This is a genomic window from Agrococcus jenensis (assembly GCF_003752465.1).
In the GTDB taxonomy this organism is placed as follows: Bacteria; Actinomycetota; Actinomycetes; order Actinomycetales; family Microbacteriaceae; genus Agrococcus; species Agrococcus jenensis.
The window spans coordinates 1,633,010-1,649,479 of the sequence record NZ_RKHJ01000001.1 but is presented as its reverse complement, the minus strand read 5'-3'; the positions used below and the strand labels follow the sequence as shown (position 1 = coordinate 1,649,479).

Below are 16,470 nucleotides of genomic sequence, written 5' to 3'. Positions count from 1 at the left end.
TCGCAGCGCCTCGAGCGAGACGTGCTGTCTTCGCGTCAGTACGCGCCGTCTCGCGCGACCACTGCCTTCGCGGTGCGCCAGAGGATCTGCAGGTCGGCGATGAGCGACCAGTTCTCTACATAGTAGAGGTCGAGCCGAACCGACTCCTCCCACGACAGGTTCGAGCGACCGCTCACCTGCCACAAGCCCGTGATCCCGGGCTTCACCAGGAACTTGCGGTGCACGTGCTGCTCGTAGAGGTCGACCTCGCGCTGCAGCGGGGGCCGTGGTCCCACGAGCGACATGTCGCCTGCCACCACGTTGAACAGCTGCGGCAGCTCGTCGAGCGAGAAGCGACGGGTGAAGCGACCGACCCGCGTGATGCGCGGATCGTGCTTCATCTTGAAGAGCACGGCGTTGCCGGCGTCATGTCCGTCGTCGCGCTCGTCGAGCAGCGTCGCCAGCACCTGCTCCGCGTCGACGCGCATCGATCGGAACTTGAGCATGCGGAAGCTGCGGCCCCGGAAGCCGATGCGCTCCTGCCTGAACAGCACCGGACCGGGCGAGTCGAGCTTCACCGCGAGCGCGATCAAGAGCAGGGGCACGGCCAGGACGAGGATCAGGGCGAGGCTCCCGAGGATGTCGAACATCCGCTTGATGAACCGCTCCGACCCCTCGAAGCGCGGCGTCTCGACATGGATGAGCGGCAGGCCGGCGACAGGCCTGGTGTGGATCCGCGGTCCGCCGACATCCGTGAGCGCGGGGGCGACGATGAGGTGCTGCCTGCCCGGCTCGAGGCGCCAGCTGAGCTCCCGGATCTTCTCGGGCGAGAGGTCGTCGCTGCCCGTCAGCACGAGGGTGTGCGCGTTCACGCGAGCGAGAGCGTCGATCGAGTCGTCGATGTCGCCGAGCACCGGCACCCCGAGCTTGCGGAGCCGGCCGTTGGCGACACCTCCAGGCACGCAGACGCCCTGCACGCCGAAGCCGGCGCGCTTTGCCGACCGCAGCTGCTCGACGATGTGGGCGACGCCAGCCGCGGAGCCCGCCACCACGACGCGGTTCTGGAAGTAGCCGCGGATGCGCATGCGAGTGAGCCACTGCCGCCAGACCTGGCGGGAGATGAGGAGGAAGACCAGACCGGTCGGCATCGCGATCGCGACGTAGGTGCGCGCGAACTCGTACTCGGTCAGATACGCGGTGATGGCGATGACGCCGAAGACGAAGAACGACGCGTTGAAGACGCGCACGTACTCGGTCGTCCCGGCCCCCAGCACCCGCGCGTCGCGTGAGCCCGATGCGGCCAGCGCGAAGAGCCACGCTGCAGCGATGACGACGCTGAACCACGTCGGATCCACGACACCTCGCCAATCGATGCCCTCGACGAGATCGCGGTCGCCCAGCACGGAGAGGTTGACGAACTGCGCGATGCCGACCGCGACGATGACGCAGGCGATGTCGGAGAGGAGGAGGCGCTCGGGGAAGCGAGCGACCCACGGCGGTGACGAGCGCCGGAGGGAGATGGTCTGGGACGCGCTCGGGGGGAGGCTGCTCACTGCTTGTCCTCCACCATCCGACATCTCCGCATCCGCTTCCCAAGAACTTCTAACGTTCACCATGATAAGCCTCAAGGATTCCCGAAGACGCGGCGCGCGATTCTGCCATCCGCTACATTCCGTGGTTCGCCGGCGATGGCCTGGTCGGAGCGGACAGCGACACGAGCGCATCGACGGTCCGGACGGTCCACGCTGCCACCACGTCGGCCGACTCGCGGTACACGGACGGCTGCAGCCGGTACGGGTCGATGATGTCGTAGTCCTCTCGGCGCGCGAGCGCCGGGACCACTCCGCGCGCCCTCCCCGCTGCCTCGACGACGCCGTGCATGAACGAGGCGAACCCCTCCGCTCCCAACGGCGCGACCTGCGACTCGAGCTCGCGCGCCGCGAGCGCCTCCACGATGCGCGCGAACTCGACGAGCGCGAACGCACGGCGATTCGCGCTCGGCAGGAGGCTCGCAGCGGCACCGCGGTGCTCGCGCGACATCCCGAGGATGAGATCCGCCCGCTCGACGTAGGCCGGCTGGATGCGTCGAGCGCGATGCGCTTCAGGGTGCGCGACACCCAGGCGGCGCGCCTCGGCGAGCGCCGCGGCATCCATCGGGCTGCCGTCGAAGCCGAGCGTCCCCGCGCTCTCGACCGTGAGCTGCCGGGTCGCATCGGGCCCGAACGCGGCGCCGAGGCGCTCCGAGAGCAGCATCGCCGCCTGCGGCGAACGACAGATGTTGCCGGTGCACACCGTCAGGACGCGGAAGCTGGAGCGGTCGCGGTGTGCGACCTCGCGCTGGCTCGGCAAGGGCATGCGATCGACGGTAGCGGGAAGAGGTGTCCAGCGTGTTACGAGCGCGGCGTCGAACCCGTGAGACACGACCGAGGTCGCATCAGCCGACGGCGTCGAGCGCCCGGGCGACGCGATCGACCGCGGCTCCGATGGAGAGCGCTCGCGCGTTCTCCTGGACGTGGAGCCCCACCGCTTCGGCGTACGCGGTGTCCTCCGAGAGGCGACGGACCACCGCCTCCCACGCGGCCGGCTCATCCAGCGGGAGCACGTGCCGCTCCCGCAGGCCGACGTCGGTGAACAGCATGTCCGCGCAGCCGAACTGATCGGAGAGCACCAACGGGATCCCGTGCAGCGCGGCTTCCACCGCGCTGCGGCCGAACGCCTCCCTGGTGGACGTCCCGACATACGCGCGCGCGTTGTCCCAGAGCTCGTCCTTCGCGATCCATCCAGGGACGCGCGGGTTGCCTGACGCCGCCACGCGCAGCTCCTCCTCGAGGGGCCCCGATCCGTACATCGCACCCGGCACGCCGGTCGCGTGCACCGTCCGGATGAAGAGCTGAGGATTCTTGTCTGAAGAGTAGCGAGCCGCCCACACGATGTCGCTTCCGAGCTGCTGCCCCTCGGCGGCTCGCTGCTGCGGCATCCGGATCCCAGGCGCCACGACGCGGTCGACACCACCTCCCAGCCCACGGGCGAGGATCTCCGTCGTGACCCATCGCTCCTCGGCGCGACGCAGCGCCAGGCGCTCGAGCCACCGCCACACCGTCCGCTTCGCGAGCGACGCCTCGTTGCGCTCCGGCCATGGCAGGCCACGCACGTATGCGATCCAGCGACGTCGTTCCAGCGCCAGCACCATGTCGCTCTGCGGGACGAGGCTCACGACCAGATCGGCGTCCGCGTAGGCCTCCGTCGCGCGCAGCGCACCGCGCAGGCGCATGATCCCGCCGACCCCGGCGGGTTCGGCGACGAACTCGGTCACACCGTCCACCTCGGCCGACGCGCCGCCCGCCGTGCTGGAGACGCCGAGCGCCGCGGTCCAGGGCAGTCCGATCTCGCGCGCGGCCGTGACGAGCTCGATCGCCGAGTTGTAGACGCCGCTCCGCGCGATGAGAGGCGCAGCGATGAAGCACACGCGCATCACGACGCTCGCGCCACGTCCGAGACCAGGTCGCAGAGCCGCTCCGCGACCTCGACGTCGGTCAGGAGCCCCGGCGTGCGCTGCGCCTCGGCCGACATGCGAGCCCGTCGTTCCGAGTCCGCCGCCAGGAGGCGGAGCTGGGCCGACAGGTCGCGCTCGTCGCGAGGCCGGAACTTCAGGCCGTTCACGTCGTGCGTGATCCACTCGGATGGTCCGCCCTCGTCCGCCACGATCGTGGGACGACCGGAGGAGAGATACTGCAGCACGTTCTGCCCGAGGGGCTCCGGACGGATGGAGCACTGGACGCAGATGTCGAGGTCCTGCAGCGCCTGCGCGACGTCGGCCACATGGCCCAGGAACCTGACGCGCTCCTGCAGACCGAGCTCCGTGGCGAGCCGCCGGAGGTCATCCACATACGCGTCGTGGCCGAACGCGGGCGCACCGAGGAAGTCGAGCGTGGCCGACCGGAGCTCCTCGACGGAGGCGAACGCCCTGATCAACAGCTCTTGGCCCTTCCACGGGTCGATCCGGGCCACCATGCCGACCCGCTGCACCGTCGGCCGCACGATCGGCGCAGCCCCACCGGACGGCTCCAGCCCAGCGGCGCTGGGGAGCACCACGGCGCGCTCCGTGCGGAGATGCCCGTCGGTCGTCGCCAGCGTCGCCTGCGAGTTCGCGACGACCGCCGCGGCTCCGGGGAGCGCGATGCGCCGCATCAGCTGTGTCGCGAGCCCGCCGATCGCGGCCGGCTCCACTCGGTCTCGCAGGTGGAGCACGAACGGCTTGCTCAGCACCCGTGCCGCGAGCGCCACGTAGACGCCGGATCGTGTGGTGTTGGCGACGAACACGTCGGCCGCCCGGAGCTCAGGCGCTCGGGTCAACGCCAAGACCGTGGACATGATCCGGGCCGCGGCGCCGAGGGGCGCCAAGCGATCGCCCCGACGTGACGCCAACGGCGGCTGCGCGACACCGATCTCCACGTGGTGGACGCCGGGCGCGAGCGCGTCGAACACGGTCTCTCGGGAGGCGCGTCTCGGCGTGACCAGCGTGGCGCTCCAAGGCACCTCGGATCGCAGCACCCGCGCCAGCGCCATCTCCGCGCCGCCCCGCTCGTTGCTGTGGTCGAAGAACGCGACCCGCACCGATCCCTCGCGCGGGTGCGCGTCGCTCACGTCCGATCCGCTTCGGATGCGTCGATGCGAGCGATCTCCCGATGCAGACGCTCAGCGAACCGGTGCTCGCTGAAGAGCGCTGCATGCTCCTTGATGGCCTCCGGGTCCCACTCCCGCGACTGGAAGCGGTTGACGGCGTCGACGATGGCGTCGGGCTCGGGAGCGTCGAAGTACTCGCCCGTCTCCCCCTCCTTGATCGTGTCGAGGAACCCTCCCCAGCGGAGCACGACCGCAGGCTTGCCGAAGCTGGCGGCCTCGATCGGCGTCAAGCCGAAGTCCTCGTAGCTCGCCGACACCACAGCGCGGCAGCGGTCGTACAGCCAGCGCATCTGCGCGTCGGACAGCGCTTCGCGCATCACGATCGTCGGCCCCGCCATCGCGGCGATCCGCCTCTGCTCCGGACCCGAACCGACCACCACCAGCGGCAGTCGCAGCTCGTTGAAGGCCGCCACGACCGCGTCGACGTTCTTGTACGTCAGGAGGCGAGAGATGCACAGGTAGAACGGCTGACCGAGCGGCGCGATGTCCACCGCTTCCTGGACTGCGTGGATGTCCACGGAGTGAGGGGCCGGCAGCACTTCCGCGTCGATGCCGTAGGCGTCGCGGATCCGCTGCTGCACCACCGTCGAGTTCGCGAAGTAGGTCGTCGCAGAGAGCGCCTGCTTCCGATCCCATCGCTTGAGCCCCGCCCGCAGCAGCGCCAGGGCGACCGCCCGCGGCCCGAACCTCGACTTCCCCAGGTAGGCGTCGGCGTGATACAGCCAGCGCGCCGGGGAGTGGCAGTACACGATCTTCGATCCGCTGGCCTGGAAGCCATGCGCCCACCCGCTCGAGCTCACGATGGTGTGCTGAGCGTCGACCCGGATCCGCTGGGCGGCGCCCGGCAGGAACGGCAGCGCGAGGCGGTGGCGCTTGCGGAACAGCTTGATCCGGTTCAGCGTTCCGGCGCGGACATCGACGCCCGTGAACTCCGGGTACGTCTCGGACGGCTCGTACAGCGTGGTGTGCACGCTCGCCTCCGGGAAGGCTCGGTGCAGCGCGAGCACGACCTTCTCCGCACCACCTCGTTGCGTGAGATAGTCGTGGGCGATGGCGATCCGAGGTCGAGGCACTCGACGATTCTACCGCGGGGGACGCGCCAGGACCGGGTTCTTCGCGATCCGCTGGACTGGCCGAGAGCAGAGGGCCCAGCCGTGAGGCGCAGCCGCGCATGCCCTGGACGCGATCGCGCCTCCCGGTAGGGTGGGTGACCAATCGATCGTCGCAACGTCGCACATCCTCGAGGACATCCCGAATCTGGAGACATGAGTGCCGACAACGCCCGAGCTCGATGCCACAGCCACCAATCGCGTCGCCGTCCTTCGACACAACCTCTTCGTCGCCTCTGAGACCTTCATCCGAGCCCAGGCCGGCGCACTGACGAGGTATGCCCCGTTCTTCGTGGCTCGACGACCGCTGCACCACACCCCCCCAGGCGTGGAGGCGTACTCCTCGAGCGACGGGGCTTCCGCGGTCGCCGACCTCCGGTACGCCATCACCGCCCGCTCGGGGAATCTCGAGCGCGTCCTGCGCGACCACGGCGCCGACGTCATGCATGCGCACTTCGGTCCCGACGGCCTCTACGCGAGTGCCGCTGCGCGCCGCCTCGCGCTTCCGCTCGTCGTGACCCTGCACGGCCGGGACGTCACGGTTCGCCCCTCGGAGCTCCTGCGCTCGCGCAAGCCGGTCGCCATCCGCTACGCCCTGGAGCGCCACAAGCTCGGCGATCGTGCCGCGCGGCTCATCTGCGTCTCGGACGAGATCCGCAATGCCGCGCTTCGCGCGGGACTTCCCGAGGACAAGCTGCTCACGCACTACATCGGGGTGGACACCGTCAAGTACGCGGTCCGACCGGGTGAGCGTGAGCCGCTGATCGTCCACGTCGCGCGATTCGTCGAGAAGAAGGGCACGACGGACCTCATCAGCGCCTTCTCGAAGATCAGCGAGCGTCACCCTCATCATCGCCTGGCACTCATCGGCGACGGGCCGTTGGCGCCGGCCCTTCGGTCCCAGGTTCGTGAGCTCGGCATCGAGTCGCGCGTCGACTTCGTCGGACGGATCGAGCCGGAGGAGGTGCGAGCGATGGTCGGGCGCGCCGAGGTCTTCGTCCTGCCGAGTGTGACCGCGAGCAACGGCGATCGTGAAGGCCTGCCGATCGCCCTCATCGAGGCGATGTCGCTCGGCACGACGGTGCTCGCCACTCGGCATTCGGGCATACCGGAGGCGATCGACAGCGCCGACGTGGGCACCCTGGTCGAAGAGCACGACGTGCCGGCGATCGCTGCCGCGCTCGACGAGATGCTCAGCGATCCGCGCGCGACTCGGGAGCTCGGCCTCGCTGGAGCTCGTCGCGTCCGAACGCACTTCGATCTCGCCACGCAGACCCGCCTCTTGGAAGGGATCTATGACGATGTCCGATGACACGAGGTCGACCGAGTCGCGGCCGCCCGCCGGACCGGTGCTCATCGGCGTGACCAACGCCGTGCTCTCGAACACCGGAGACGCGGCGATCTTCGAGGCGATCACGGTCTCGCTCCGACGAGCGTTCGGCGACGCCTGCCAGATCGTGGCGTTCGACTCGAACGCCTCCGTGACGTCGCGCCTGTACCCCGAATGGGAGATCCACCAGCAGCTCTCCGTCTCCCCGCCCCGTGAGCCGGCGCGCCTCCGCACCGTGCTCCAGCGCGTCAGGCACCGGTTGGTACGACTCCTGACCGACGACCGTCGGGCATCCCGGCTCCTGGAGGCGCCACTCGTCCGACGGTCGAGGTTCGCGCGCGCGTACCGGCGCTTCGAGGAGCTGGACGTCGTGGTGAGCAGCGGGGGCACCTACCTCGTCGACCACTACAACTTCGAGGCCCGAGTCCTCGAGCTCCGGCTCGCAGACGTCCTCGGCAAGCGGGTCATCCTGTGGACCCAGAGCATGGGGCCGTTCGAATCGTCTCGGGCGGTCTCGCAGATCGAGCGCATCGGCGCCGTGACTGACGCGGTCTTCTTCAGGGACGATCGGTCCGCGCGAGCGTGGTCGCGGCGGGTGCGAGGCTCTGACGCCGAAGCGCGGGAGGTGCCGGATGCCGTCTTCGCGTTGACGGCCCCGGTGCCGACCGCATCGACGGCTGCCGTCGAGCCGGTCCGGCGCGCCCTGCTCTCTGTTCGTGAGTGGTCTCGCGGCGTCGACGCGTCGTCGTTCGACACCGCGGCCTACGCCGCGTCGATGCGGTCCGCCGGCGCGCTGCTCGCGTCGAGCGGATGGGATGTCCGAGCCTTGTCGACCTGCCAAGGCGTGCCATCGTATGCGTACGACGACTCCGCAGAGGCCGCACGGATCTTCGCCGGCGGGGACGTCGACGTCGACCACGAGTTCCACTCCCCGGGTGGCCTGCTCAGCGAGCTGTCCTCCACCGGTCTCGTGGTCACCACCCGGATGCATCTGGCGATCCTGTCGTTGATCTCCCGAGTCCCGGTCATCGCGATCGCCTACGAGTTCAAGACGCTCGAGCTGTTCGCGAACCTGGGGCTCTCGGACTTCGTGGTCAAGATCGAAGACGTCACACCCGAGTGGATGACCGAGCGCATCCAGATGCTGCTGGATGAGCCGGAGCGAGCCCGACTGTCGCACGAGCGCCTGGCGCAGCTTCGAGCGGAAGCCGATTCGCCGGCCGGTCATCTTCGCAGGCTCCTCGAGCAGTGAACCGGGCTGCCGTCTTCGAGTCGCACGACTACGGCGACGGAGGTGATCGTTCCGGCGTCAACGGCGTGAAGTGGAACGCCATCGCGCTCATCGGCCGCCAGGGGCTCGTGCTCGCGTTCTCACTGCTCCTCGCTCGGCTCCTCGGGCCCGAGGCGTACGGCATCATCGCGCAGGCGGCGATCTACATCGCGTTGACCACGCTGATCCTCGACCAGGGCCTGACGGCTGCGCTCATCTCTCGCGCTCGAGTCACGCGGGATGTGGCCGGCGCGGCGGTCACGGTCAACTTCCTCCTGGCCGCCGCCCTGGCGGGACTCTCGGTGCTGCTCGCGGGTCCGATCGCCACGTTCTTCCGGACGCCAGAGCTCAACCTCGTGCTGATCGCCCTCGGCATGGGACTCATCCTCAAGGCGGCCGCCGTCGTGCCTCGGATGCTGCTGATGCGACGGATGCGCTTCAAGGCCATCGCGGTCGCCGACATCGCGGGGAGTGCGATCGGCGGCATCGCCGGTGTGGTGGGCTTCGCGTTCGGCGCGGACTACTGGGCCCTCGTCCTGCAGCTGCTCGTCAGCGACCTCGTCGCGGCCGTCATCCTCCAGTGGGCGGCGCGTCCGCCGGCACCGAACCTCAAGCTGAGCGTGCTCCGCGATGACGCCGGCTTCAGCGGTCGCGTGTTCGCCGGCAACCTCATCTCGTTCGCGTCGCGGAACACCGACAACATCCTGGTCGGACGATTCTTCGGCGCGGATGCGCTCGCCTACTACTCCCTCGCGTACCGAGTGCTCCTGACCCCCATCCAGATGATCGGCCAGGTCGTCACCCGAGTGCTGTTCCCCGCGATCTCCCGGTCGCGCGCGGACCTGCCTCGTGTCGGGGAGCTCATCCTTCGATCGACCGGTCACATCTCGTTGGTCGCATTCCCGCTCATGGGCCTGATCGCGGTATCGGCACCGGACACCGTCCCCACGGTCCTCGGCGATCAGTGGCTGCCCGCCGTCGGCGTGCTCCAGGTCCTCGCGATCACCGGAGCGCGCCAGGCCGTGACGGCGGTCAACGCGCCGGTCCTCCTCGGCCTGGGGCTGGCCCAGACCCATCTGCGCTTCAACATCCTGGCTGCCGCGGTGCAGATCGCGGGGATGGTCGCCGGGATGCCCTGGGGGTACTTCGGCGTCGCCGTCGGCTACACCATCGCGGGCATCCTGCTCACCCCGGTGATCATCGCGCTCCAGGTCAAGCACGCGGGCTTGTCCTGGGTCCGCCAGCTCCGCGTGCTGACCCCCGCGCTCGTGGGGTCGCTCGTGGCATGCGCCGCGTACGGTGCGCTCTTCCTGACCGAGATGCAGCCATGGGTCCGCATCATCGTCGGACTGCTGGCGGGCATGGTGACGTACGCCGGATACCTCTTCGTCGTCCACCGACGGACGTTCGACAAGGCGTTCGCGGACATGGTCGCGATCGTCCGAGGGCGTCGCTAGCGAGCGTCGTTCGCGACCACGCTCAGCTCGCTGATGGCGAGCGATCGAGCCGTGCACCGCTCGCCGCACGCGCTCGAGGCCTCCGCGAAGGCGCGGACGCTGCCTCCAACTGCTGCTTGACGGCGAGTGGAGATGCGCACGCGATGAGGAAGAGGACGCTGACCGACTGCCAGGTCAGCGCGTCGAACGAGAGGAACATCAGGCCGACGAAGATGACGACCATGCGGGAGAGCCCGTTGCCTCGGCGGAGCGCAGTCACCATCCCAGCGATGAGCAGCGTCGTCCCGACGATCCCTGACGCAGCGAGCTCGCGGACGAGCTGATTGTCGAAGACCGTGACCCCCGTGGTGGTCGTGATGGTGCCGTCCACGAGCAGATCTCGGGCGTTGTCGCCATTGCCGAAGATGACCGCGAGCGGAGACTGCTTCGTCAGGAGATCGGTGATCGAACCGAGGATCTGCGTGCGGTGCTCGTAGCTGGTCGAGTCCGTGAACCCTTGCAGGCCGAAGAGCGCCCCGACGTCCGAGAGGAGCAGGAGTGCGGCGCCCGCCAGGAGGCCGACGCACACGATCACGGGGCGCGAAGCGGATGAGCGCACGAGCAGCCACATCACCACCATCAGGACGATCGCGAGGATCGCACTGCGCGTGCCAGACAGCAGGAGGCCGAAGGCAGCGACGGCGAGCACCCAGACGTACCGGCGGCGACCCCGCTCGATCACCATCCAGAGGGCCGCGAGGAACGCGACTCCCGCGACCGTGCCGTAGGGGATGGGCCCGGCGAAGGTGCCGAGCACTCGACCGGCGAGCCAAGGCGCGATGTGGTTCACGCGCCCTTCGAGCCGATCGGACCCGTCAGGCCTCGGCCAGACGGCGTCCGCCCCGAGGAACGCTTCTGAGACGCCGAAGGCGACCTCGGCGAAGACGATGCATGCCAGGAGCACGGGGAAGTAGTCGGTGGTCGCGGCGCTCGTCCGACGGGCGAGCAGCACCACGAGGATCAGCGCGACCGTGGTCACCGCTCGGAGCGCTGCCGCGCTCGGCGTCAGGAAGACGATGGCGATCGCGGACGAGTAGACGAGGTACGCCAGGAGCAGACGATTCAGCCCGACGTACTGCCCGGCCTCATGAGGCGGGCGACGGAGCAGCGCGACCAGGCCGATCGCCGCGCTGCCGGCCGTGAGGACGACGACGTGCTCATCAGACGGCCCGAAGCGCGGGATCATCGCAGCGAGCACGACGATGGCGCTCAGCGCGATGTGCGGCACGAAGCGCGGGTGGTGCACCAGCAGCACGAAGACAGCGACGCCGACGAGCGCCACTGCGGTGAAGAGGATCATGGCTGGCCTCGGTCCTGGTGTCCGGAGATGCTTCCTCATCCTCCCACGCCGAGCGTCGCGCTCTGCGTCTGGCAGCCACACGCGTCAAGGGACGGAGCGAGGGGTCACCGGGTCAGCGACGCACCGTCGTCTGGTGGAGCGTCACACTGCGAGAGGTCGCAGGATCCGACCCGACAGCTCCTTCGGACCGAACTCGAAGTTCTGGAACTCGGTCGTGGCCGGGTAGTCGGAGAACTTGTACGCCCCGAACCTGACCTTCGGACCGTTCGCTCGGTTGTAGCCGAGCGGCACCGCCGCGTTGATCAAGGTCGCCCCGTTCAACCAGACCCCGAGCTCGCCCCCGCCCGAGCGGGAGTAGTTCGCGCGGATCACCAGGTTCTGCCACCGTCCCCGGGGCGCGTACCACGGACCGAGCGTGCGCGTCGTGATGCCAGCGGGCGTCCCGCTCCCCGCCAGGACAGGGACGCCATCGTCGGTGCGATAGCTCACGGCGAACCGGTCCCCTGGCAGCTGCTCGAGCGCGAGCTCTGGACCGAGGGCAGAGGAGTCAGCCGATGCGTTCTTCGTGTACCGGGTCTGGAACAGCACGACCTTCCTGGTGTAGACGGCGTCGTGCACGGTCGTGTTGACGCGGAAGGCGAAGGAGAACCAGTAGGGCCGGTCGTAGTCGAGGCAGTTCGGGACATGCACCTCGGATCGCACGCCGGCCGGGACGGTGGTCTCACCGATGAACGGTGCCTTGTCCACTCGGAACGAGATGTACGACCAACGAGAGGAGTCGAACGAGGCCGCCCACGTCTCCGGTGGCGCGTCGAGCGACGGTGTCATGGACCGAGCCGTGGTTCCGGCCGGGATCGAGTGGCCCGCCACCATCCCCGAGGCCCGCGAGAGACGCGCCTGCGACTCCGGCCGCGACTTGCCGGCGATCCCGTCGATGTTCGTGAAGCGCATCGGCATCCAGGTCGACGCGCCAGCGAGCTTCGAGATCCACCCGGACTGCCACCTGCTCCTGGCGACGAGGTAGAACTCAGCAACGGTGATGCAGGCATCGGGCCCGAACACCTCGGAGAAGGAGATCCTCGGCGACTGCGCGCTCACCTCGACGGGGACGCCGATCCAGCCGAACTCCAGGGTTCGAGCCACGAGGTAGAACTCGCTCGACGCCAGCTTCGGGTCGACGACGACGTCACCGCCGACGTACCCCGTCGGCGCGTAGGGCGGCGCAGCGTAGCGCTCGCCGAGCCAGGGGCTGGGGGCGCCCCCGGCTGTGACCATCAGGTCGCGGATCTCGAACGTCGCCTGCTGGTCCGGCGCACCATCGCCGGCCTCGCCGGTGAAGACCAGCTTCCAGCCGCTCGTCCCGCCGGGGGGCGCCGTGAGTCTCACCACGCACCGCTCGAAGCTCTGATCCCGGGCGGTGTACACGCGTTCGAGCGTCGTGCTCGTGCTGTCGGTGGTCCGGAGCAGGCTGACCATCAACGCTGCCTCGCGATGACCCACCACCTCGGTGATCCGCGCCTTGAAGCTCACCAGGATGCTCTCACCTGGCGCCGCGACCTCGAGGCGCGTCCGGACACCGCCGGAGTACCGGGACGTCGTGTTGCGCCCACGCCACCGGATGCTGCTGCCGTCAGCGGCGAGCAGTGTCTTCGGGGCGGAGGACCCGTGCCAGTCGAGGCCCTGCGGCAGCGTGTTGCTCCCGATGTCAGCGCCTCCGAACGGGAGCACGGACTGGAGCTTGTTCGGCAGGCCCGGCCCGATCTGGCCCCCGCCGACCACGTACTGCGAACGCGGGACTGCCACGCCCCTCCTGATGACCTCGCCTGTTCCGAGGTTGCAGTACATGAAGGCGGCGCTCGCCACCTCGGGGTCGGGGCTCGCGATCTGGAGCGGCGTCCACTTCGGGAGGAAGGTGCCGATCGTGCCAGCGGCCGCAGCCAGGAGGAGCCCTCGACGGCTCAGCTGCTGGGTCCAAGGATCGTTCAGATGCATGAGTGCCTCACGTTCTCGCTGCTGAAAAGCCTCATGCGGCCGACTCGGCCGCCTCTCGGCCGAAGTGAGTACGGCGCCTGAGTCGCTCCTCTTAAGGGTACCGAAACAGCAAGCCTGCGGTCCAGGACAAAGTGCTTGCACAGCGCAATTTGTAGTTCGACGATCGATCTACTGCCACGTCGGATCGACCACCGCGGCCGGCCGGCCGGCGTCAGCGGCGTCACGATCACCGAGCCGGTGAATGCTCGCCCGTGGTCCGGGGTGCAGCCTGCCGGTCTGACTGGTCGCGCTCGGTACGCTGGCCTCGTACCCGAGCACAGGAGACCCATGCGCGTACTGCTCACCGGCGGCGCCGGCTTCATCGGCTCCCACACCGCGATCGCCCTCGCCGAGCACGGCCACTCCCCCGTCGTGCTCGACGACCTCTCGAACGCGAGCCCCGCCGCGATCGAGCGCGCCGGCAGGCTGGCGGGCGTCGAGATCCCGATGGTCGCCGGTGACGCGGGCGACCGCGAGCTCGTCGGCCGCGTGCTCGACGAGCACGAGATCGATGCCGTCATCCACTTCGCGGGGCTCAAGGCGGTCGGGGAATCGGTCGCGCAGCCCCTCACCTACTACCGGGTCAACCTCGGCTCGGCGATCGCGACGCTCGAGGCGATGGCGGCGCACGGCGTCGACCGCTTCGTGTTCTCCTCCTCCGCCACCGTCTACGAGCAGCCGGGCGAGCTGCTGCGGGAGGACGCCCCGGTCGGCATCGACCTGCCCAACCCCTACGGGCGCACGAAGGCGATGATCGAGGCGATCGTCGCGGACGCAGCTGCCGCCGACCCGAGCCTCCGCGCGGCGGTGCTGCGCTACTTCAACCCCGTCGGCGCGCACGAGTCGGGCGACATCGGCGAGGACCCCAAGGGCGTGCCCAACAACCTCATGCCCTTCATCGCCCAGGTCGCGGCCGGCGAGCGCGAGCGGCTCCGCATCTACGGCGACGACTACGACACTGCCGACGGCACCGGCGTGCGCGACTACATCCACGTCTCCGATCTCGCCGAGGGTCACGTCGCTGCACTGGAGGCGCTCGAGCCCGGCGTGCTCACCGTCAACCTCGGCACGGGGATCGGCGGCAGCGTGCTCGACGTGCTGCACGCCTTCGAGCGGGCGGTCGGGCACGAGCTGCCGAGCGAGGTGGTGGCCCGGCGCCCGGGCGACGCCCCGGTGTCGACCGCCGACCCGACCCTCGCGCGCGAACGCCTCGGGTGGCAGGCGACGCGCACCCTCGACGACGCGGCGAGGGATGCCTGGCGCTGGCAGCAGCGCAACCCGCGCGGCTACCGCGGCTGACGCCCTCCATCACCGGCCCGGACTGGCCGCGGCGCACGCCGGGTACGCTGGCAGGCATCCATGCTCTGATCCGCGGAAGGATGCGCGTCCTCTATGCCGTCTGAAGGCACCCGACCCTGGGCCTACGCGGGCCTCGGCGCCGCCGCGCTCTTCGCGGTCGGCTCCGTCGTCGCCGTGACGATCGTCGGCGACCAGCGGCGCGCCGACGCGGAAGCCGCGAGCGGGTCGTCGAGCCAGCTGCAGGAGCGCTACGCGACCGCGGCGAGCGCGATCGACGCCTGGGAGGCTGCGCAGCTGCAGGCGCAGTGCGAGACGGACGCCCGCATCGTGGGCAGCGTGCAGCTCGAGCAGCGCATGGAGGCCGCCCTCGGGGGCGCGGCGATCGTCGAGGACGCGTACATCATCATCGAGGCCGTCGACCGCGCCGCGTTCGAGGAGAGCCGGGCCGCCGCGGTCGAGGCCTTCGCCGCCGGCTTCACGACGGAGGACGACGCTGCCGTCGCCGCGGAGTACGAGGGCGTCGCAGACCCGCTCGCGGCCTGCCTGGCGGAGGCCCCGCCGACCACCGAGCCCGCGCCGGCGGGGCTGACGGCCGACGACGTGGAGGCGCTCGAGTCCCGAGCAGCCGCGCTCGATGACGCCGCGCCGGACACCGCACGGCTCGACCAGCTCGACCAGGCGGTCACCGCCTTCGGGCCCGCCGTGCTGCAGGCCGCGGATGCGCGCGTCGCCGTCAACGGACTGGGCGCCACCGCCGACGCGCTCGGCGCGTCCGCCGAGCCCCTCCGCGCCCAGACGGTGCCGTCGCAGACGATCGACGCGCTGGAGGCGCTCACCGCGCACGCGCAGGCGGCGCTCGACCTGCAGGAGGCCATCGCCGCCGAGCAGGCCGCCGTCGAGGCGCCGGTGGAGCAGGCGCCCGCACCCGCTCCCCGCCCGGTGCGGCCCGCCCCCGCACCTGCGCCCGCACCGGCGCCGGCGCCGGCCCCGGCGCCGAGCGAGCCGACGCCGACCGAACCCGGCAACGGCGGCGACAACGGCGGCGAAGGCGGCAACGGCGGCGACGCCCCGACGCTCCCCGAGGTCCCGTAGCCCGACCCGGCTCGAGGCCCAGCCTCGGCGGCCTCGGGCGGACTCCGGGCGCGCCTCCGGTGCCGGGGCTAGCCTGAGGCATGAGCGTGCGCCAGCTCGCGTGGCGAGCACTGTACGAAGTGCTCGCTGCCCGCGTGCAGCGACCCGAGTGGGCGTTCATGAACTACGGCTACCTCGTGCAGCCTCCGGCGGACGGTCCCCCGCTCGACGCCGCCGACGAGCCCGACCGCCTCTGCATCCAGCTCTACGACCACGTGCTCACCGGCACCGATCTGCGCGGCGCTGACGTGCTCGAGGTGGGGTGCGGACGCGGCGGCGGCGCCTCGTTCATCGCGCGCTACCGAGCCCCCCGGACCACGATCGGACTCGATCTCTCCCGACGCGCGATCGCCCTGTGCCGCCGATATCGACGTGCCCCCGGACTCAGCTTCGTCCAGGGCGACGCGCTCGCGCTCCCGTTCCCCGACGGCGCGTTCGATGCCGTCGTCAACGTGGAGTCGTCCCACTGCTACAGCTCGATGGACGACTTCCTCGCCGAGGTGCACCGGGTGCTGCGCCCGGGCGGCAGCCTCCTCTTCGCCGATCTCCGCCCGGCGCGAGAGATGGCCGCGCTGCGGCGCGGGCTCGGCGAGGGTCCTCTCGAGCTCGTCGAGCTCCACGACATCACCGCGCACGTGCGGGGCGCGCTGGACATCGATGACGACCGGCGGCGCGCCCTGATGGAGGCGTGGATACCGCGGAGGTTCCACCGAGCCTTCGAGCCCTTCGCCGGCTTCCGCGGCACCGCCACCTTCGCGAGGCTCGAGCGCAGGGAGATCCAGTACGTCAGCGCGCGGCTCGTGAAGGCGGGAGCCTCCGAGGCGGCGTGAGCGATGCCGCGG

At 70.2% G+C, this 16,470-nt stretch carries 13 protein-coding genes; 6 read left to right on the top strand and 7 right to left on the bottom strand.

The window, feature by feature from the left end; genetic code table 11:
* Positions 1 to 35 precede the first annotated feature (35 nt).
* The 5 genes from EDD26_RS08145 to EDD26_RS08125 all read right to left on the bottom strand — a co-directional run bounded on the left by EDD26_RS08145 (position 36) and on the right by EDD26_RS08125 (position 5,735).
* Entirely contained in the window at positions 36 to 1,532 is a 1,497-nt protein-coding gene (locus tag EDD26_RS08145; RefSeq protein ID WP_245989811.1) for a sugar transferase, read from the bottom strand.
* Between the two features lie 112 nt (positions 1,533 to 1,644).
* Positions 1,645 to 2,334, bottom strand: coding sequence for an arsenate reductase/protein-tyrosine-phosphatase family protein (locus tag EDD26_RS14700; RefSeq protein WP_170165581.1), 690 nt, complete (start codon positions 2,332 to 2,334; stop codon positions 1,645 to 1,647).
* 79 nt (positions 2,335 to 2,413) lie between these two features.
* Entirely contained in the window at positions 2,414 to 3,445 is a 1,032-nt protein-coding gene (locus EDD26_RS08135; RefSeq protein ID WP_170165580.1) for a glycosyltransferase, read from the bottom strand.
* 5 nt (positions 3,446 to 3,450) lie between these two features.
* Positions 3,451 to 4,623 (bottom strand): glycosyltransferase family 4 protein, encoded by a 1,173-nt coding sequence (locus EDD26_RS08130; RefSeq protein WP_123697254.1) that lies wholly within the window; start codon positions 4,621 to 4,623, stop codon positions 3,451 to 3,453.
* Entirely contained in the window at positions 4,620 to 5,735 is a 1,116-nt protein-coding gene (locus EDD26_RS08125) for a glycosyltransferase (protein ID WP_123697253.1), read from the bottom strand. The genes EDD26_RS08130 and EDD26_RS08125 overlap by 4 nt, the downstream gene beginning before the upstream one ends.
* Positions 5,736 to 6,099: 364 nt before the next feature.
* Between EDD26_RS08125 and EDD26_RS08120 the strand changes: the two genes are divergently transcribed.
* Genes EDD26_RS08120 through EDD26_RS08110 form a run of 3 tightly spaced genes read left to right on the top strand, consistent with a single transcriptional unit; the run spans position 6,100 to position 9,828 of the window.
* Entirely contained in the window at positions 6,100 to 7,083 is a 984-nt protein-coding gene (locus EDD26_RS08120) for a glycosyltransferase (protein WP_170165579.1), read from the top strand.
* Positions 7,067 to 8,353 carry a polysaccharide pyruvyl transferase family protein gene (locus tag EDD26_RS08115; protein ID WP_123697251.1) on the top strand — a complete coding sequence of 429 codons (1,287 nt, stop codon included), beginning with the start codon at positions 7,067 to 7,069 and terminating at the stop codon, positions 8,351 to 8,353. Before EDD26_RS08120 ends, EDD26_RS08115 begins: the two co-directional genes overlap by 17 nt.
* On the top strand, positions 8,350 to 9,828 hold the full coding sequence (locus tag EDD26_RS08110) for a lipopolysaccharide biosynthesis protein (protein ID WP_123697250.1): 1,479 nt from the start codon (positions 8,350 to 8,352) through the stop codon (positions 9,826 to 9,828). Before EDD26_RS08115 ends, EDD26_RS08110 begins: the two co-directional genes overlap by 4 nt.
* A gap of 22 nt (positions 9,829 to 9,850) precedes the next feature.
* On the opposite strand, the gene EDD26_RS08105 is transcribed toward EDD26_RS08110, so the two are convergent.
* Both EDD26_RS08105 and EDD26_RS08100 read right to left on the bottom strand, forming a co-directional pair.
* Positions 9,851 to 11,167: an O-antigen ligase family protein gene (locus EDD26_RS08105; protein WP_123697249.1), complete on the bottom strand. Its 1,317-nt coding sequence runs from the start codon at positions 11,165 to 11,167 to the stop codon at positions 9,851 to 9,853.
* A gap of 141 nt (positions 11,168 to 11,308) precedes the next feature.
* Entirely contained in the window at positions 11,309 to 13,159 is a 1,851-nt protein-coding gene (locus tag EDD26_RS08100; protein ID WP_123697248.1) for a heparin lyase I family protein, read from the bottom strand.
* Positions 13,160 to 13,486: 327 nt separating this feature from the next.
* Here EDD26_RS08100 and galE point away from each other — a divergent pair, with 327 nt between their 5' ends.
* From galE to EDD26_RS08085, 3 genes are all read left to right on the top strand, one after another.
* The gene (gene galE, locus EDD26_RS08095; protein WP_123697247.1) at positions 13,487 to 14,497 is read left to right on the top strand and encodes a UDP-glucose 4-epimerase GalE; all 1,011 of its coding nucleotides are present in this window, start codon (positions 13,487 to 13,489) and stop codon (positions 14,495 to 14,497) included.
* Between the two features lie 93 nt (positions 14,498 to 14,590).
* The gene (locus tag EDD26_RS14850; RefSeq protein WP_123697246.1) at positions 14,591 to 15,589 is read left to right on the top strand and encodes a hypothetical protein; all 999 of its coding nucleotides are present in this window, start codon (positions 14,591 to 14,593) and stop codon (positions 15,587 to 15,589) included.
* A gap of 80 nt (positions 15,590 to 15,669) precedes the next feature.
* On the top strand, positions 15,670 to 16,458 hold the full coding sequence (locus EDD26_RS08085) for a class I SAM-dependent methyltransferase (RefSeq protein WP_123697245.1): 789 nt from the start codon (positions 15,670 to 15,672) through the stop codon (positions 16,456 to 16,458).
* The last annotated feature ends 12 nt before the right edge of the window (positions 16,459 to 16,470 follow it).